The organism is Amycolatopsis sp. NPDC043885 (genome assembly GCF_056435685.1).
On sequence record NZ_JBWKEA010000004.1, the window covers coordinates 349,108 to 365,183 of the forward strand.

Sequence of the window (16,076 nt, forward strand, 5' to 3'; positions counted from 1 at the left end):
CCCATGCGGACGGTGGCTTCGCTGCCGTACGAGATCACCGAGGAGGACCACGTCTGGATCCCGGTCTCCGACGGCGTCCGGCTGTCGGCCCGGATCTGGCGGCCGGTCGCTTCGGACGGTGAGCCGGTCCCCGCGATCCTGGAGTACATCCCGTACCGCCACCGCGACCTGACCTCGGTGCGGGACTCCGTGCACCATCCGTACCTCGCGGGGCACGGCTACGCCTGTGTCCGCGTCGACATCCGCGGCTCGGGGGAGTCGGAGGGCGTTCTCGCCGACGAGTACCTCGAACGGGAGCAACTCGACGCGGAGGACGTCCTGGAGTGGATCGCCGCGCAGCCGTGGTGCTCCGGCCGGACCGGCATGATGGGGATCTCGTGGGGCGGGTTCGCGGCGTTGCAGGTGGCGGCGCGCAAACCGCCGAGCCTGACCGCGATCGCGATCTCGTCGTTCACCGACGACCGCTACTCCGACGACATGCACTACATGGGCGGTTGCCTGCTCTCGGACAACGTCGCCGAAGCCTCCACGATGTTCGCCTACGCCACGTTGCCGCCCGACCCCGCGTTGGCGGGTGAGCGGTGGCGCGAGCTGTGGCACGAACGGCTGGAGAATTGCAGCCTCTGGGCCGGTGAATGGCTGAGCCACCAGCGCCGGGACGACTACTGGCGGCACGCGTCGGTCTGCGAGAACTACAGCGACGTCCAGGTGCCGGTCCTCGCCTCCAGCGGCTGGGCGGACGGGTACTCGAACGCGGTCTCGCGGCTGCTGTCGAATCTCGACGTGCCCCGGCGCGGGCTGATCGGGCCGTGGTCCCACAAGTATCCGCATCTCGGACGGCCCGGCCCCGCCATCGGGTATCTGCAGGAACTGGTCCGCTGGTGGGACCACTGGCTGAAGGACGTCGAGAACGGCGTCATGGACGGGCCGATGCTCCAGACCTGGATGCAGGACAGCGTGCCACCGTCGACTTCGTACGAGGACCGTCCCGGCCGCTGGGTGGGCGAGCCGACCTGGCCTTCGCCGCATGTGCGCCCGTCCGAGCACCGGCTCGCCCGGCACCGGATCGCCCGTCCTGGCGAGGAGGTCCCGGTGGAGAACCTGTCGGTGGAGTCGCCGCTTTCGGTCGGCCAGTTCGCCGGGAAGTGGGCTTCCTACAGCGCTCCACCCGACCTTCCGTACGACCAGCGGGAGGAGGACGGCGGCTCGCTCGTCTTCGACACCGACGAACTCACCGAGCCGTGTGAAATCCTCGGCTCACCGGTGGTGGACCTGGAGGTCTCCGCGGACAAACCGGTGGCACAGGTCGCCGTCCGGCTGTCCGACGTCGCCCCGGACGGCAGGGCCACGCGCGTGACCTACGGGCTGCTGAACCTGACCCACCGGGACGGGCACGACGAGCCGGAGCCGCTCGAACCGGGCAAGCGGTACCGGGTGCGCGTCGAGCTCAACGCCGTCGCACAGGCGTTCCCCGCCGGGCACCGCATCCGGCTGTCGATCTCGTCGTCGTACTGGCCGCTGGCGTGGCCGCCACCGGAACCGGCGATGGTGACCGTCCACACAGGACAGAGCACGCTCACACTGCCGGTGCGGCCGATGGCGGAGGCGGACGAGGTCCCGGCACGGCCGTTCGGCGAACCCGAAGGGACCGAACCGTTGCCCGCGACCCAGATCGAGCCCGGTGAGCAGCGCTGGACCGTCTCCCGGGACCTGATCGACTACCGGTCCGCGCTCGACATCGTCAAGAACGAGGGCAAGGTGCGGTTCGACGACATCGATCTCGACGTCACCAGGAACGTCTTCGAACGTTACTCGTGGGTGGCCGACGACTTCTGTTCCCCGGTGGCGGAGACGGCCTGGTCGATGACCTTCGCCCGCGGTGACTGGGAAGCGAGGTCCGAAACCCGCACCCGGGTGTCCTGCACTCCCACCGAGTTCGTGATCGACGCACAGCTCGACGCATACGAAGGGGAGCGAAGGACGTTCTCCCGCAACTGGTATCGGACGGTTCCTCGTGATCAAGTCTAAGCTGAGTCTTCCGGCGAAGTCGCTGCTCGCGTGGCTGCGCCTCACTGGCCGGAAGCGCACCTACGCCGACCTCGACCGCTTCCGGCGGAGCATCGAAAGCAGCCAGGCGAAGGGGGATCGGGGGCCGATCCGCTCGATCAGGCGCCGGTTCGACGTCAGCCGGTCCGAAGTGGACGGACGACCCTGCTACACCATCAAGCCGCGCGTCCGCGGGGACGGCAGGAAGGTGCTGTACTTCCACGGTGGTGCCTATGTGCACCAGATCCAGCACGATCACTGGCGGTTCTTCGGACGGCTGATCGACCGCACCGGCTGCTCGGTCACCGTGCCGATCTACCCGCTGGCCCCGGAGCACCAGTGCCCCGAGACCATCGCGTTCGTCCGTCGCGCGTACGACGAGTTCTCCACGGGAGTCGACCCGGAGGAGCAGATCGTGATGGGGGACTCCGCCGGTGCGGGGGTCGCGCTCGCCCTCACCAAGGCGCTGCGGGACGAAGACAGGCCGGTGCCCAAGGAGACGGTCCTGTTGTCGCCGTGGCTGGACCTGACGATGAGCCATCCGGCGCAACCCGCGCTGGACGAGCGCGACCCGTATCTCGCGCTCACCGGCCTCACCGAGGCCGCCAGGCTCTACAGTGGCCAGTTGCCGCGTACCGATCCCAGGCTCAGCCCGGTGTTCGGCGACCTTTCCGGGCTCGGTGCGCTGACCGTCTACATCGGAACCAAGGACGTCCTTCTTTCCGACGCCCGGCGCCTCCACACGTTGTGCACCGAGCAAGGTGTACCGCTGAGCTATCACGAGTACGAGGGCATGATCCACGCGTGGATGCTGGCCTCGATCCCGGAAGCGAGGCTGGCGCTGGAGGAGATCGCGCATCTCGTGGACCGGGCTCTGGTGAAATCGGTGTAGCCGCGTGAAGAGCGGGTAACCGGAAGGCAACGGCCGGCGCAGCGAGGTTGTACGTCCGCCGGCCGTGAGGTGGACCGGCGTGGGCAACCCCGGCGGGGCAGGGACGCCGGCGCGCCGGTCACCGTGTCCACCCGTCGCGCAGGAGCGCCCGATGCAGCAGCTGGAATCACTGGGGGAACTCGCCGCGCTGGTCCGGCGGTGGCAAGGCCTGTACGTCCGGTGGGCGCCGACTCCCGAACATCGCCCCGGCACGAGCCGGGGCGAACTCACCGGCGCGGAACTGCCGGGACTCTCGGTGAACCCCCTCGATCCCGAACCATGGTGGCGCGATCAGCCACTCGAACTCTGGCTGGCCAGGCGGCTTTACGACTACTGCCACCTCCGGCACGAACGCCGTCGCGAGACCAAGCCCTGGGTACTGGCGGGCCGGATCGTGGGCTCCGGTCCGGACAACGAGCCTCTGCTGACCGACCCCGAACCGGTCGGAAGGATCTCCACCGCCGTCCTCGGCGAAGCTCGCGATCTGTTGCGGGACAGGGCCCGGCACGACGCGGACTGGGGCCCCTTGCGCCGCCCGCCTGAACTGGGCCGGACCTGACGCCGTAACTCGCGTGATTGGAGCCGTAACACGCGTGCGTACAGCCGTAACTCGTGAGTTCCGCCTCCAATCACGCGAGTTACGGCTCCAATCACGCGAGTTCGGGGTGGATTGCGAGGAGGTCCACGACGTCCTCCGCGCGTTGCCGTTTCTCGAACCGGTCCCGTTGCCGGTCCGCCCCGCTGCCTTCGGCGACGAGCCGGGCGCAGCCGTCGCGGACGAAATCGAGGTCACCCGTCTCTTCGAGGGCACCGGCCGCGAAGGTGACGACCTCGTCGAGCACGTCGCTCGCCGGGGCGAGGTCGCCGGTCCGGAAATGCGGGCAGCGGCCGGAGAGTCCTTCCCGCGACGCGCGCCAGATCTGCGCCCGAAGGACCTCGTTGGACAGGTTCGGCGGGTGCTCCTCCGTCGCGAGGATCGTGCCGACCAGCCCGCGGATCAGCACCCCGAACAGGACCGCTTCGCCGGCCGTGGCCGCGACGTCGCCGAGCCGGAACTCCACGGTCGGCTGCTTCTCGGAAAGCCGCACGTCCCAATAGACCATCGCGCGATCGAGGATGGCGCCCGCCCGGAGCCAGGCGTCGACGACGCTTTCGTAGTGGTCCAGCGAGGTGAACAGCGGCGGCGAGCCTGCCGAGGGCCAGCGGTTCCACTGCTGATACCGCCAGCTGGCGTACCCGGTGTCGTACCCGTCGCAGATCGCGGAATTGGCGGTCACGGTCAGCAGCGCGGGCAGGAAGGGCCGGACGCGGTTGATCACCCGGATCCCGGTTTCCCGGTCGGGGACGGCGATGTGGACGTGACAGCCGCAGGTGTGCGACGTCCGGGCGGTCGCCCCGAAATGTTCGGACATCCGTTCGTAACGCGGATTCGGGGTGATGGCGGGCAAGGTCGTCTCCGCGAGCGGTGCGCTGCCGCTGGGCAGCAGGCGGCAGCTCCGCCGGGCGGCGGCCTCGGCCAGTTCCGCCCGCATCGTCGACAGCTGTCGCTCCGCCTCGTCATGGGTCGTGCAGATGCCGGTGGCCGATTCGGCCTGGGAGCGGGTGAGCTCCTGCTGGAGTTCGCCCTGTTCTTCGTCCGCGGCGTCGACGACGGCGCCGCCTGTCGGGGAAAGGTGACCGGCCCGGTCCACTACGAAGAATTCTTCCTCGACTCCGAAGGTGAGTACGTCCTTGTTCACAGCCGCTGATACCCCCGGCTCGTTCGGCACAAACTTGTTTTCGCAGGTCGTGGACGGGGTACTTCAGGGCATGAGTCCGAAGTCGGAAGAGCCGCCGTACCTGCTGGCCGCACAGGCCGGGACGGTCGTGCGCCGCCTGTACACCAGGCTGCGGGACGACGAGTCCGCCTCGCCCGCCGACCTCTGCCGCACCATCGGGGCGTTGCAGCGGCTCGCCGACGACCTCGCCAACGTCCTGCCGGGCTTGCAGGAACAGCTCGAAGAGAGCCTCCTGGCCGGCCGGGTGGGTGCGGGTGACACGCCGCGGCAGGCTTGGGACAAGGTCTCCGAGGTCGGCTACGCGCTCGCGCAGGCTCGTACGGGCGGCCTCTTACTGGCCGCTGAACTGCGAGTTTCCCAGCGAACACTCGGAGAACTGACCTCTTCGTGACACTCGGTGCTCAGCTGACCGGCTGGGCGCGGACCACCGCCACCGGGCAGTGCGCGTGATGCAACGCGTCGTCACTGACCGATCCCAGCAGCAGACGCCGGAGATCGCCGTGATCGCTCCGGCCGAGCACCAGCAGCGCGGCCTCACTGGACTGCACGGTCAGCGCCTGCGCGGCGGGACCGACGCCGTGCACCATCTCCACGGCGACGTCCGGATAGCGCTCCCGCCACGGTTCGAGCTGCCGGGCGACGAGTTCGTCGGCGACCTCCTGGGGAAGGCCGGGCGCCGGGTCCAGTACCGGACCGCCGAGCAGGGGTTCGCTCGCGGGCCCCCAGATCGGCATCCGCGCGACGTGGACGGCGTGCACGGTGAGCCCGTGACGAGCCGCGAAGTCGAACGCGAACCCCGCCGCCTGAGCGCTCTGTGCGGAGCCGTCGGTACCGAGGATCACCGGTCCGCCCCGCGGCGGCTCGTCCCCGCGCACCACCACGACGGGACGGCCGGCGGTCTTGGTCACGCCGGATTCGGTCGAGCCGAGGACCGCCTTGGTGAACAACCCGGTGTGGGATTCACCCAGAACGATCATCGCCGCGTCCACCTCGTCCGCGACCGAGGTCAGGACCTCCTCCGGAATGCCGCCGCGGACGACCGTGCGGACGTCGAGCCCGGGGTCGGAGCGCTTAAGGGCTTCAGCCATCGAAGCGAGTTGCCGACGGGCAGGTTCCACGTCGGCCGCTTCGTCGGCGGCCTGGGGAACCGCTTCGTTCAGCGGCGTCGCGACAGGGTCCGAGCCGGGTGGGGGAAGCCGGTCATGGGTGCAGTACGCGAGGACCAGGCCGAGGCCGCGGGTCTTCGCCTCGGCGACCGCCCAGCGGACGGCGCGGCGTGCTTCGGGCGACCCGTCGAAACCGGTCACGACCGGCCCGGTGCCAGTCTGTGCAGCGGACATGGAACATCACCTCCGACACGCTGGTGATACCCGCTTTCCCCGGCCTTCAAGCGCGGCGTTTCCCCGGTCGCTCGCCGGGTACGCGGAGTGGACAATCCATCGGAAGCGAGGAGAAACCGTGAGCGACGCGAACCCGATCGAAATCCAGAAGTGCCTCTCGGGCGTCGACTACCCGGCGGGCAGGGACGATCTCGTCCGGGCCGCCGAGGGCAACGGCGCCGACGACCGGACGCTCGACCTGCTGCGGAACCTTCCCGACCGGGAGTACGAAGGCCCGAGCGGCGTGAACAAGGAGATCGCGAAGGGGTAGGCCGGTTTCACCTGGTGACGCGCCTGGGTACTTCCATATATGACTTCCTTGTCGACACCCCGCGCGCTTGACCGCAAGCGCGCAGTCTCAGCCTCCCGCGCACCGCGGGCGCTCGAGGAATCTCGGGGACGTCTCCGACTGCACGTGAGCAGGCCGACCAGGAGGACCGCCGTGGTCAAGGCGAATGGCGAGGTCGATCTCGGCACCGCGCCGAGGCTGTGGGACATGCTGAGCCAGCGGCTCAACGGCTGCGGTACCAGGGTGATCCTCAACCTGTCCGAACTCGAGTTCTTCGGCACGACCGGCATGCGGGTGCTCGAACGAGCGCATCTGCTCGCCGAGGAAACGCACACGCTCCTCTTCATCTTCCCTGGTGAGTGCCGTTCCGCCCGTCGGCTGCTCGACCTCCGCGACAGCGAGGACCTTCACGTTTTGTAGGGTCGTTGGTGACGTGTCACAAGAGGCTCAAGAACGGCCTCGGGTCGCGCGAGCGGCGAGCGCCGCGCTCACCAGGGCGACGTGTTCGAGCCTCGTGGGATCCAGCCCGGTGAGGTCCGCGATCCGGCGCAGCCGGTAATCGACCGTGTTGGGGTGGACGTGCAGGGCCGCGGCGGTCTGCCGTCGCCCTCCCCGGCGGAGGAAGGTCTCCAGCGTCAGCAGGAGTTCCTCGTTGCCGTCGAGCGGCGCCAGCCTGGAGGCCAGCCGGTCGAGTGCGGGTCCGGGACGGGAAAGCTGGTATTCGAGCAGGACGTCGTCGAGGCGGTACAGGCCCGGCGGCCGTCCGGCTCCGATGGCGACCGCGAGCACGTCCTGCGCGAGCTTCGCAGCGTCGGGCACCTCGGCCGGTTTAGCGGCGGCCACCCCGGCGATGACCTCGGCACCCGCCGTCCTGGCGACGTCGACGAGGACACGCTCCAGCCGGGCCCAGTCGCGAGTGGACAGTTCGCCGGCCGGGGTTTCGTGCGGTAGCAAGGCGATGCCGCCTTCGGGAGTGAGCGAGGTCAGGACGGTGTCCCGGATCTGGCGCTCGAGTTCGACCCGCAGCCGCCGGAGCTTTCGTCGCCCGGCGACCAGCGGGTCGACCCCGTCGATCTCCTCGTCCGGATGCGCCCCGACCGACGCCGCGAGGACGAGGTAGCACGGCGGCAGCCGCAATCCGGCCTGTCCCGCCGCGACCTCCGCGGGTTCGCCGTCGAGCAGCGCGGAAAGCACGGTGTGCCGCGCCGACCGCTCGTCGTCGAACATCGTCTGTCGCTCATCGAGGTACCCGGCGCCGACCGCGGGCGTGACCACCTCCAGGTAACGCAGGGTCAGCGCGTTGACGGCCAGGACGTCGGCGACCTCCTCCGGACGCGCGTCCGGCGTCAGTGACGCCCAGACCACCTGGATGCCAATGTGGTACGCGGTGAGCACGACGTCGAGCGGGATGCCTTCCTCCGCGCGCCGGGCCGCCGACTCGCGGAGGAAGTCGAGTTCCTCGCGCGCCGGTGTGGACCCGGTGCGCAGAGTGTCGATGAACGAGCGCAGGTTCTGCTCGATCACCTGCGTGATGTCGCCGCTGAGTTCCTCGGCGGGGAGCAGGCCGTACTCCGGGATCCGGGAGACGATCTCGGCCAGCACCGTCTTCGCGAGCGATGGCAGGACTTCGGTCAGCCGTTCCGCCAGTGGACGGCCGCCGATACGGAAGCCCGAACCCTTGTCACTCGTCACAACCGCCCATCATGGCAGCCGGTCAGCGAGTGAGCATGTCCCGTGCCGAATCGAGGGTCGGGTGCACGGTGAAGACGGCGTCGAGGCCGAGCAGCGCCATCGGACGCAGCAAGGCCCGTTCCTGGGTGACCATGATGAACGGGACGCCTGCTTCCTCGGCCTTCGCCCGGATCTGGACGAGAACGGTGAAGCCGGACGAATCGCAGAAGCTGACCGCGGACAGATCGGCGATCAGCGCCGACGGCTTGAATCGGAGTTCCTCGTCCAGCGCCCGTCGCAGGTCGTCCGAGACACCGAGGTCGATCTCACCGGATACGGTGACCACCGTGTCATCGGCGGAAGCGATGATCGAAATGTCGAGAGAGGAAACGAATCTCCGAGTCGAAGGTGCTGGATGAGAAGCGGGAGCGCGGTAGTCGGTCAAGTTGACTCCTTGCCGGTACGGGGGCCGGCCGCTGCCCGGTGGACAGGCCGAACCCGGAAGAATGGATCCGGCGGCTGGTGTCTGAACCGCGACGGGTCAACCGTAGCAGCCCCGTGACTCGGTACGCCGGGTGAGCGGTGCCCGGCAGGCCGTCACGCCCTGGCTTCGCCGACCACCACCTGGCCGAGGTCGGGGTGCATCTCGTCGGCGCGAGTTCGGCGACCGGGCGATCGGCACCCTGCCGGCGAGCGGTTTCCCCGTTCCCGACCGGCTCCTCCACCCGGCACGCCTCGTAGGCTGAACGTCGGGAGGCCGAGATGACGACAGCCGAGGTGATGGCCGAACTGGCCGCGCTCGAGGACCCGCGCGCACGGCAGGTGAACGAGAAGCATGGCGACGACCACGGGGTGAACCTCGGCAAGCTGCGTGCGCTCGCGAAGCGGCTGAAAACCCAGCAGGAGCTCGCGCGCGAGCTCTGGGAAACGGACGACACGGCGGCGAAACTGCTCGCGCTCCTGATCTGCCGCCCGAAGGCGTTCGACCGCGCCGAGCTGGACCGCATGGTGCGTGAGGCGCGTACCCCGAAGGTGCACGACTGGCTCGTGAACTATGTGGTCAAGAAGAGCCCGCACGCCGAAGAGCTGCGCCTGGCGTGGTCGGCCGATCCGGACCCCGTGGTCGCGAGCGCCGGCTGGGCCCTGACGACCGAACGCGTGGCGAAGAAGCCCGAGGGCCTCGACCTCACCCGGCTGCTCGACGTCATCGAAGCGGAGATGAAGACCGCGCCGGATCGCCTGCAGTGGGCGATGAACCACTGCCTGGCGCAGATCGGGATCGAGCACGCGGAGCAACGTGCCCGGGCGATCGGCATCGGGGAGCGCCTCGAAGTGCTCAAGGACTATCCGACCCCGCCGAACTGCACGTCGCCGTTCGCTCCCGTCTGGATCGCCGAGATGGTGCGACGGCAGTCGTGACGCGCCGTCCACAAGGGACGCCCGTTCGAGGCGAAGTGTCCAATTCGGGCGATTCGGGCGAATGTGTGCGGGGTCGTGAGTGGTAAAGATCGTTCTAACCCAATGCCGCGTAGCTTAAGTTGATCTTGGATGGGGGTCTTGATCGTAAGCGGTGAGGATTGCCGCAGGTCACGCGCTCGGTTGCCCTGGCTGGCAGGAGCCGACCGCGCCCCCTGAGTGTCCACTAAGGACACTTTTCGCTGGCTCAATGTCCGATTGATGCCCGGATGGGCGATTGCGCGAGGGGGTCGTGAGTGGCGTTTCGGGTTAGAACCCGAAACGCCACTCACGACCAACCCGACCCATGACCGGCCCTTCGTCGCATCAGGCGCAGCGAAGGGAGCCTTCACCCCACCCGTCAATCCCGCCCAAGATCAACTTAAGCTACGTGGCATTGGGGTTCTAACCCTCTTTATCGCTCACGACCTCGCCCCAATCCCCGCAAAGTACTCCAATCGGGCGCTCATATCGCGAAAAGTGTCCCTTGGGGACAGTTGAGAAGTGGCGGCTGGGCAGTGCGACGGCAGGACGCCGCGCGTGATCGCCGCTCTTGGCCCAAGTGCGGGAAGCCTCAGCCGAGCGCGTCCGCCTTGATGGCCTCGAACTGGGCGCCCATCCGTGCCGCGAGCGCCTCGGCCGCGCGCAGCGGCCGGACCATCACCTTGAAATCGGTGATCTTGCCGTCGGCGCCGAAGGTCAGGAGGTCGCAGCCGTTGATCTTCAGCCCGTCGACCGTCGCTTCGAACTCGTAAACATGGTGCGCGTCGTCGTGGATCTCGCGGACGTAGTGGAAGTCCTCGAACACGCGCAGCACGCCGCGCAGGATCGCCGCGGTGATCGCCTTCCCCTGGTAGGGCTTGAACGCCACCGGACTGGTGAAGACCACGTCGTCGGCGAGCAATGCCTCGAGCGCGGCGGCGTCCTTCGCTTCGACTGCTTCACGGAACGTGAGCATGGCGATCTCCTCATAGTCAACTTGTTGAGTAGATGCCGCCGAGCGTAGGTGATCATCGCGCCACTGTCCATCAAAGTGACTAATCAACTTTGCGACTAATCCGCGTGGCACTATCATCGCGCCATGGCGCTGCGGAACGCGATCCTCGCGACGCTCCTGGACGGCGAGTCCTCGGGCTACGACCTGGCGAAGAGCTTCAACGCGTCGGTCGCCAACTTCTGGACCGCGACACCACAGCAGCTCTACCGCGAACTGGACAAAATGGAGTCGCAGGGCCTGGTGGCGGCGCGAGTCGTCGAACAGCGACGGCGTCCCAACAAGCGGCTCTTCTCCTTGACCGACGCGGGCGCGGCCGAGCTCGCCGCATTCACCACCCGGGTGCCGAAGCCGACCGCGATCCGCGACGAGCTGCTGGTCCAGGTCCAAGCCCTCGAGGCAGGTGACGACAAGGAGGTCCGGCGCGCCGTCGCGGACAGGAAGGCCATCGCCGAGACGAAGCTCAAACGCTTCGAGCGCCTTCGTGAGCGTCTGCTCGGCGAGTCCGCCGAAGCGGAGTTCCTCGCCACCGCTCCCCGTGTCGGGCCGTATCTGACCCTCGCCCGCGGGATCGCGTTCGAACAGGAGAACATTCGTTGGTGTGAAACGGTTCTCGCGGTACTCGATCGGCGTGATGGAGGTGATCGGCTTGGTTGACCGGAAAACGGGTCCGAAGTTCCGTCAGGTGGTCTTGGACTGCACGGACGCCCGTGGGCTGGCGGAGTTCTACCGGCGCCTGCTGGTGTGGACATTCCAGCAGGTCGACCGGCTGGACGAAGCGAGCTGGCCGGACGCCGAACCGGTGCCTCAGCAACTGCGCCTGGACCTGACCGTGGACTCGGTCGAGGAGCTCGAGGCGCAGCACACCCGCGTCCTCGAACTCGGCGGGCGGCTCCGGTACGACCGCAGCGAAGACCCGGAAGAACCCTTGCGCGTCTACGCGGATCCGGCGGGGCATCCGTTCTGCATCTTGGTAGCCTGAACGCGTCAGGCGCGGCAGAGCAGCGCGTCGGGAGTGCGATTCGAGCCGACGCGCCCGGTGTACGCGACACCGGCGACGTATTCGCCCGGAGCGCATTGGCCCTTGTAGTGGCCCGACGCGAAGTCGCCGCCGGGGCTCCCGGACGGCCGGTTGTCACCGCGGTCGAACCAGACGGTCCGGCCGGTCCGGCCGAGCGGAGTGGTGGATCCGCCGCACAGGAGTGCGGAGAACGCCGCGCCGGTGACGCTGTAGCCGACCGCGGCGTGATCGGGCGGGCACTGCACCTTGGTGTAGCCGGACGCCCAGTCGATGTCCACATAGGTCTCCCCGCGGACCACGACGTAACCCGCCGGGGCGGCGAGCCTGCCGGTGCAGAGGCCCCGGTTCCCGGTATGGGAAAGACCGGTGAGGCGCTGGCCGTCGGGACAGGCTCCCTTGCGCGCGCCCGGATTCCAGTCCGTCATCGCGCGAACCTTGCGCGAGGCCTGGAAATCCGCGTAGTCGAGGTTCAGCATCGACCAGCGTTCGGTCTCGGGGATCCGTCCGGAGCGGGATGGCGCGTTCACCAGCCGTCGCCACGCGGGGCCACGCCAGTCCGTGCCGTCGAGCACGTCGACGCGTCGGCCGGCCGCGTCCCACGAGAGCAAGGACCAGCCGTTGCCCGTGCTGCCTTCGTGGAAGCCGACAGCGGGCCAGTAGGCGAAGTCGGTGTCGGTCTCCGCGAGGTAGCCGACGAAGTTTTCGAACCAGGCTCGGCTCGCCGCGTCGGTGGTGTGACGTCCTTCGCCGAACTCACTGATCCAGAGCGGCGCGGTGTAGTGCTTGCCGGTCTCCGCCGAGACGAAGAACGCCTGCCGGTAAAGGACATCACGGAGTTCCTGCGGCGAGAGGTCGCGGTAGCGCGGGTCGTGGGTCTCGCCGGTGCCGGTCGCCCCGGAATGGTTCGGACCGGTGTACCCGTAGAAGTGTGCGGCGTAGACCAGTTTCCCGGAGTCCACGAGCGTATGCGACAGCGTGCGGGCAGGCTCCAGCGTCGGCCTTCCGTGGGGAAGGCCGTCCACGGGCAGGCCGGTCCAGTTGATGCCCTCGACGATGAGCAGCAGGTCGGGATTGGCCTCGGTCAGGACGCGGTCGGCCACCCGCTGGCTCGCGCGCTGCCAGTCCGTGCCGTTTCCCCAGCCCCAATTGGGATCGTCGAAGACGTTGCGGCGTACCTCGTTGTACAGATCGGCGCCGGCCACCCGTTTGTTCGCGGCGTAGCGGCGCGCCATGAACAGCCAGTCGTCCTGCCACTGCTGTTCGGTCTGCGCGGTGTTCCAGCGCTCGTTGCCGTCGAGGCCACAGCACCAGCGGGAGGTCGTGGTGTGGTTGTTGAGGATCACCGCGAACCCGCGCGTGGTCAGCCGCGCGACGACGCGGTCGTAGACCCGCAGCGGAGTGAGGCCGCGCAACTCCGGGTTCGCCGGGAGGTCGGGGACCGGCCTGGTGTCGTGTATCATCGCGTTGGAGAAGGGAAGCCGGACGCTGTTCAGGCCCAGCTCCGCCAGCCCGTCGATGATCGTGTCGATCGAGGCACGGTCCAGCCCGAGCGGAGTCTGGTAGGCGATCTCACCGGCGTGGTGCGCGGCCGGATCGTTCACGTCGCCCGAGCCGGTCCACGTACCGCTCGCGCCGTGCCAGTTGGCGGCCTTCAGCTTGAACCGGTCGCCCGCCGCGTCGACGATGTAGCGGCCGCGCGTGCTCAGCGGCGCCACCCAAGCCGACGGGTCCGCCGTGGCGACGGCGGGCGGGGGAATCACGATTCCGGCGGTCATCAGGACGGCGAGCAGCACACTCTTGATCCTCACCCGCCGGAGGCTAGCCAGTCGCGCGGCCGGTTGTATACGGACGATCGGGTAGCTTCCGTGCATGACCACCGCGCTGATCATCGGTGACCTCCAGCGAGGTATCACGGGGAATTACCCGTTCACCGGAACAGTCCTGCCGCCGATCAAGAGTCTGCTGCCGCGTGCGCGTGCGGGCGGCGCGCTCGTCGTGTTCGTCCACTTCGCACTCCGCGGCAACGGGGCCGACCTGCCGCCCGGGAACGCGCTGTTCAAGACGTTCCACGAGGTGGGGGACACCTTCCACGAGGGTTCGGCCGGGACGGAGATCGATCTGCCGGTCGCCGACGAGGACGTGGTCGTGCTGAAACGCCGTGCCAGCGCGTTCGCCGGCACCGATCTCGATCTGGTGCTCCGCGCCAGGAGGGTCGACACGGTCGCGATCGCCGGAGTCGCGACCAGCGCCATGGTGGCCGCGACGGCCTACGACGCGGCGGACCGCGGCTATCACGTGACCGTGCTGCGCGACGGTTGCGCCGACGGCGATCTGGCGATGCACGGCTTCTTCGTCGACAAGGTGTTCCCGAGCCGCGGCTTCGAGGTCGTCTCGTGTGCGGAGTGGCTCGTCGGCGGCGAATAAATCGCGGGACCGGATCGCCCGGATGTGGCACCGTGGTCGCCGACCTGATCAAGGGGGCCTGTTATGGAGACGAGGCGACTCGGGCGCACCGATGTCGAGGTGACGCGGCTGGGTTTCGGCGGCGGGCCGCTCGGCGGCTTGTTCGCGCCACTGGACGACGAGACCGCGGCGGGGGCGCTGGCCGCGGCCTGGGACGGCGGGATCCGGTACTACGACACGTCACCGCATTACGGGATCGGGCATTCCGAACGCCGCATCGGCGAGTTCCTGCGCTCGCGGCCGCGTGATTCCTTCGTCCTGTCGACGAAGGTCGGCCGCCTGCTGGTACCCCAGGATGCGGACGGGCAAAGGGATCCGGCGGGCTTCCACGTCCCCGCGACGCATCGCCGGGTACGCGACTTCACGCGCGACGGGATCCGGCGCAGCGTCGAGGATTCCCTGGAGCGGATGGGCCTGGACCGGATCGACGTGCTGTACCTGCACGACGCCGAGGAGTACTTCGACGACGCGATGCGCGACGGCTACCCAGCCCTCGCGGAACTGCGGTCGGAAGGGATCGTCGGCGCGATCGGCGCCGGTATGTACGACACGGCCATGCTGACCACTTTGGTCGAGGAGACCGATGTCGACGTGATCATGCAGTCCGGCCGCCACACGCTGCTCGAGCACAGCGCGCTCGACACTTTCCTGCCCGCGTGCGAGGAACGCGGTGTCTCGGTGATCGCGGCGTCGGTCTTCAACTCCGGGCTGCTCGCCGTGCCGAGGCCGGTTGCGGGAGCGCACTTCGACTACGAGACCGCATCACCGGAAGTCGTGGAGCGGGCGAACCGGATCGCCGACGTGTGCGAGGCGCACGGCGTGACGCTTCCCCAAGCGGCCATGGCCTTCCCGCTCCAGCACCCGGCCGTCGCCGGCATCGCGGTCGGGATGCGGTCCGCCGAAGAGGTCCGACGCAACGTGGAGTCCTTCGCCGCGGAGGTGCCCGCACAGGTCTGGGCCGATCTGCGCGCCGCGGGTTTGATCGGTTCGACAGCGACTAGGGTGGTCTGATGGTGTCGGTGAAACAGGTCCAGGTCACTTTCGACTGCGCGAAACCCGAGCGTCTCGCCCGTTTCTGGTGCGAGGTGCTGGGGTACGTCGTGCCGTCGCCGCCGGAGGGGTTCGCCACCTGGGACGACCACACCCGCACGCTGCCGCCCGAGAAACAGGACGCCAGCTTCGCCTGCAGCGACCCCACCGGGGTGGGCCCGCGGCTGTATTTCCAGCGTGTCCCCGAAGGCAAGGTCGTCAAGAACCGGGTGCATCTCTGCGTGCGGGCGGGCACCGGGCTCGTGGGGGAAGAGCGTCTCGCCGCCCTCCAGGCCGAACGCACCCGCTTGGAGGCGCTCGGTGCGGTCTGCGAGCGGGTCATGCTCGCCGACGGGGAGAACGAGTCCTGCATCGTGATGCAGGACATCGAGGGCAACGAGTTCTGCCTCGACTGAGGCCGTGCTCATCGCGCGTCGCGAATGCTGAACGTCGTGATGCAGAAGCCGCCGTCCTCCGTGCGGTCCGCGATCACGGTGCCCCTGGCGGACCGTCCTTTGACGACTCCGGCGACGTCGGCCAAGACGAACTTGGCCGTCCCGCCGGTATTCGTTATTTGAACGCGTGAACCCAGCGGGAGAAGAGAATCGATCTTGTCGTCCGTTAACCTCTTCTGCGCCTCGCAAGCGAGCGTGATCGCCGACGGCTTGTCCCCGGCGGCGATCTTGGAGAGGAAGTCCGCGATCACCTGAATACCCTTTTCGGGCGGCGGAACCGGGCGCCTGGTGATGGTGATCCGCTGGCGGCTCGGACGGCTGACCCTGGTGCTGGTCGGGCTTTCCGTGGTGCTCGTGGGTGAAGAGCTGGTCGTCGGGCTGCTGAGCGGGGCGGGCAACGAGATCCCGGGCCCTTTGCGGAGCAGGAAACCGGGCGCGGCGAAACCGGTGACGCAGAAGGCGACCAGCGCGATCACCGCGACCAGGATCCCGATGGCCACACCGGGCTTGACAGTCGAAGACTGGGTGTTCTGCTGGTCGGGCAGGCCTGGATAGGTCATCGGAT

19 protein-coding genes are annotated in these 16,076 nt (G+C 68.5%); 12 read left to right on the forward strand and 7 right to left on the reverse strand.

Translation table 11 applies throughout. From position 1 onward, the window contains the following. The first annotated feature begins 3 nt into the window (after positions 1-3). The 3 genes from AC069I_RS16705 to AC069I_RS16715 all read left to right on the forward strand — a co-directional run bounded on the left by AC069I_RS16705 (position 4) and on the right by AC069I_RS16715 (position 3,536). Positions 4-2,028: a CocE/NonD family hydrolase gene (locus AC069I_RS16705; protein WP_478265771.1), complete on the forward strand. Its 2,025-nt coding sequence runs from the start codon at positions 4-6 to the stop codon at positions 2,026-2,028. After that, positions 2,015-2,938, forward strand: coding sequence for an alpha/beta hydrolase (locus AC069I_RS16710; protein ID WP_478228930.1), 924 nt, complete (start codon positions 2,015-2,017; stop codon positions 2,936-2,938). Before AC069I_RS16705 ends, AC069I_RS16710 begins: the two co-directional genes overlap by 14 nt. Positions 2,939-3,089: 151 nt before the next feature. Beyond that, the gene (locus tag AC069I_RS16715; protein WP_478265772.1) at positions 3,090-3,536 is read left to right on the forward strand and encodes a DUF6098 family protein; all 447 of its coding nucleotides are present in this window, start codon (positions 3,090-3,092) and stop codon (positions 3,534-3,536) included. A 91-nt stretch (positions 3,537-3,627) separates the two neighbouring features. Here the strand turns inward: AC069I_RS16715 and AC069I_RS16720 are convergent, their stop codons facing one another. Next, the gene (locus AC069I_RS16720; protein WP_478265773.1) at positions 3,628-4,716 is read right to left on the reverse strand and encodes a carboxylate-amine ligase; all 1,089 of its coding nucleotides are present in this window, start codon (positions 4,714-4,716) and stop codon (positions 3,628-3,630) included. Positions 4,717-4,786: 70 nt separating this feature from the next. Between AC069I_RS16720 and AC069I_RS16725 the strand changes: the two genes are divergently transcribed. Next, positions 4,787-5,146, forward strand: a complete 360-nt coding sequence (locus tag AC069I_RS16725; RefSeq protein WP_478232471.1) for a hypothetical protein — start codon at positions 4,787-4,789, stop codon at positions 5,144-5,146. 10 nt (positions 5,147-5,156) lie between these two features. On the opposite strand, the gene AC069I_RS16730 is transcribed toward AC069I_RS16725, so the two are convergent. Then, complete coding sequence (locus AC069I_RS16730; RefSeq protein WP_478265774.1) at positions 5,157-6,095, reverse strand: universal stress protein; 939 nt, start codon at positions 6,093-6,095, stop codon at positions 5,157-5,159. A gap of 118 nt (positions 6,096-6,213) precedes the next feature. Here AC069I_RS16730 and AC069I_RS16735 point away from each other — a divergent pair, with 118 nt between their 5' ends. Both AC069I_RS16735 and AC069I_RS16740 read left to right on the forward strand, forming a co-directional pair. Beyond that, a complete protein-coding gene (locus tag AC069I_RS16735; protein WP_478228935.1) occupies positions 6,214-6,405 on the forward strand; it encodes a DUF2795 domain-containing protein in 192 nt (63 codons plus the stop codon). A 171-nt stretch (positions 6,406-6,576) separates the two neighbouring features. Next, on the forward strand, positions 6,577-6,843 hold the full coding sequence (locus AC069I_RS16740) for an STAS domain-containing protein (RefSeq protein ID WP_478228936.1): 267 nt from the start codon (positions 6,577-6,579) through the stop codon (positions 6,841-6,843). Between the two features lie 27 nt (positions 6,844-6,870). Here the strand turns inward: AC069I_RS16740 and AC069I_RS16745 are convergent, their stop codons facing one another. Both AC069I_RS16745 and AC069I_RS16750 read right to left on the reverse strand, forming a co-directional pair. After that, positions 6,871-8,115, reverse strand: coding sequence for a PucR family transcriptional regulator (locus AC069I_RS16745; RefSeq protein WP_478228937.1), 1,245 nt, complete (start codon positions 8,113-8,115; stop codon positions 6,871-6,873). Between the two features lie 22 nt (positions 8,116-8,137). Next, positions 8,138-8,539: an STAS domain-containing protein gene (locus AC069I_RS16750; RefSeq protein ID WP_478265775.1), complete on the reverse strand. Its 402-nt coding sequence runs from the start codon at positions 8,537-8,539 to the stop codon at positions 8,138-8,140. A 317-nt stretch (positions 8,540-8,856) separates the two neighbouring features. Between AC069I_RS16750 and AC069I_RS16755 the strand changes: the two genes are divergently transcribed. Beyond that, positions 8,857-9,513 carry a DNA alkylation repair protein gene (locus AC069I_RS16755; protein ID WP_478228939.1) on the forward strand — a complete coding sequence of 219 codons (657 nt, stop codon included), beginning with the start codon at positions 8,857-8,859 and terminating at the stop codon, positions 9,511-9,513. Between the two features lie 610 nt (positions 9,514-10,123). On the opposite strand, the gene AC069I_RS16760 is transcribed toward AC069I_RS16755, so the two are convergent. After that, positions 10,124-10,507, reverse strand: a complete 384-nt coding sequence (locus tag AC069I_RS16760; protein ID WP_478265776.1) for a nuclear transport factor 2 family protein — start codon at positions 10,505-10,507, stop codon at positions 10,124-10,126. 123 nt (positions 10,508-10,630) lie between these two features. Here AC069I_RS16760 and AC069I_RS16765 point away from each other — a divergent pair, with 123 nt between their 5' ends. Both AC069I_RS16765 and AC069I_RS16770 read left to right on the forward strand, forming a co-directional pair. After that, entirely contained in the window at positions 10,631-11,200 is a 570-nt protein-coding gene (locus tag AC069I_RS16765) for a PadR family transcriptional regulator (protein WP_478228941.1), read from the forward strand. After that, positions 11,178-11,525 (forward strand): VOC family protein, encoded by a 348-nt coding sequence (locus AC069I_RS16770; protein ID WP_478229007.1) that lies wholly within the window; start codon positions 11,178-11,180, stop codon positions 11,523-11,525. The genes AC069I_RS16765 and AC069I_RS16770 overlap by 23 nt, the downstream gene beginning before the upstream one ends. Positions 11,526-11,530: 5 nt before the next feature. Here AC069I_RS16770 and AC069I_RS16775 read toward each other — a convergent pair whose 3' ends face one another. Further along, positions 11,531-13,339 carry a glycoside hydrolase family 5 protein gene (locus AC069I_RS16775; protein ID WP_478265842.1) on the reverse strand — a complete coding sequence of 603 codons (1,809 nt, stop codon included), beginning with the start codon at positions 13,337-13,339 and terminating at the stop codon, positions 11,531-11,533. Between the two features lie 94 nt (positions 13,340-13,433). Here AC069I_RS16775 and AC069I_RS16780 point away from each other — a divergent pair, with 94 nt between their 5' ends. The 3 genes from AC069I_RS16780 to AC069I_RS16790 all read left to right on the forward strand — a co-directional run bounded on the left by AC069I_RS16780 (position 13,434) and on the right by AC069I_RS16790 (position 15,472). Further along, complete coding sequence (locus tag AC069I_RS16780; RefSeq protein ID WP_478265777.1) at positions 13,434-13,988, forward strand: cysteine hydrolase family protein; 555 nt, start codon at positions 13,434-13,436, stop codon at positions 13,986-13,988. Between the two features lie 63 nt (positions 13,989-14,051). Next, positions 14,052-15,038 (forward strand): aldo/keto reductase, encoded by a 987-nt coding sequence (locus tag AC069I_RS16785; RefSeq protein ID WP_478265778.1) that lies wholly within the window; start codon positions 14,052-14,054, stop codon positions 15,036-15,038. Beyond that, the gene (locus tag AC069I_RS16790) at positions 15,038-15,472 is read left to right on the forward strand and encodes a VOC family protein (protein ID WP_478228944.1); all 435 of its coding nucleotides are present in this window, start codon (positions 15,038-15,040) and stop codon (positions 15,470-15,472) included. Before AC069I_RS16785 ends, AC069I_RS16790 begins: the two co-directional genes overlap by 1 nt. Before the next feature lie 8 nt (positions 15,473-15,480). Here AC069I_RS16790 and AC069I_RS16795 read toward each other — a convergent pair whose 3' ends face one another. Beyond that, positions 15,481-16,071: a hypothetical protein gene (locus AC069I_RS16795; RefSeq protein ID WP_478265779.1), complete on the reverse strand. Its 591-nt coding sequence runs from the start codon at positions 16,069-16,071 to the stop codon at positions 15,481-15,483. Positions 16,072-16,076: the final 5 nt, after the last annotated feature.

Excerpts from the sequence above, each read along its gene's own strand:
- AC069I_RS16790 (WP_478228944.1), top strand. The coding sequence starts at position 15,038 with ATGGTGTCGGTGAAACAGGTCCAGGTCACTTTCGACTGCGCGAAACCC.
- AC069I_RS16780 (WP_478265777.1), top strand. The coding sequence starts at position 13,434 with ATGACCACCGCGCTGATCATCGGTGACCTCCAGCGAGGTATCACGGGG.
- AC069I_RS16775 (WP_478265842.1), bottom strand. The coding sequence starts at position 13,339 with ATGACCGCCGGAATCGTGATTCCCCCGCCCGCCGTCGCCACGGCGGAC.
- AC069I_RS16770 (WP_478229007.1), top strand. The coding sequence starts at position 11,178 with ATGGAGGTGATCGGCTTGGTTGACCGGAAAACGGGTCCGAAGTTCCGT.
- AC069I_RS16765 (WP_478228941.1), top strand. The coding sequence starts at position 10,631 with ATGGCGCTGCGGAACGCGATCCTCGCGACGCTCCTGGACGGCGAGTCC.
- AC069I_RS16715 (WP_478265772.1), top strand. The coding sequence starts at position 3,090 with ATGCAGCAGCTGGAATCACTGGGGGAACTCGCCGCGCTGGTCCGGCGG.
- AC069I_RS16730 (WP_478265774.1), bottom strand. The coding sequence starts at position 6,095 with ATGTCCGCTGCACAGACTGGCACCGGGCCGGTCGTGACCGGTTTCGAC.
- AC069I_RS16785 (WP_478265778.1), top strand. The coding sequence starts at position 14,052 with ATGGAGACGAGGCGACTCGGGCGCACCGATGTCGAGGTGACGCGGCTG.
- AC069I_RS16755 (WP_478228939.1), top strand. The coding sequence starts at position 8,857 with ATGACGACAGCCGAGGTGATGGCCGAACTGGCCGCGCTCGAGGACCCG.
- AC069I_RS16705 (WP_478265771.1), top strand. The coding sequence starts at position 4 with ATGCGGACGGTGGCTTCGCTGCCGTACGAGATCACCGAGGAGGACCAC.
- AC069I_RS16760 (WP_478265776.1), bottom strand. The coding sequence starts at position 10,507 with ATGCTCACGTTCCGTGAAGCAGTCGAAGCGAAGGACGCCGCCGCGCTC.
- AC069I_RS16725 (WP_478232471.1), top strand. The coding sequence starts at position 4,787 with ATGAGTCCGAAGTCGGAAGAGCCGCCGTACCTGCTGGCCGCACAGGCC.
- AC069I_RS16795 (WP_478265779.1), bottom strand. The coding sequence starts at position 16,071 with ATGACCTATCCAGGCCTGCCCGACCAGCAGAACACCCAGTCTTCGACT.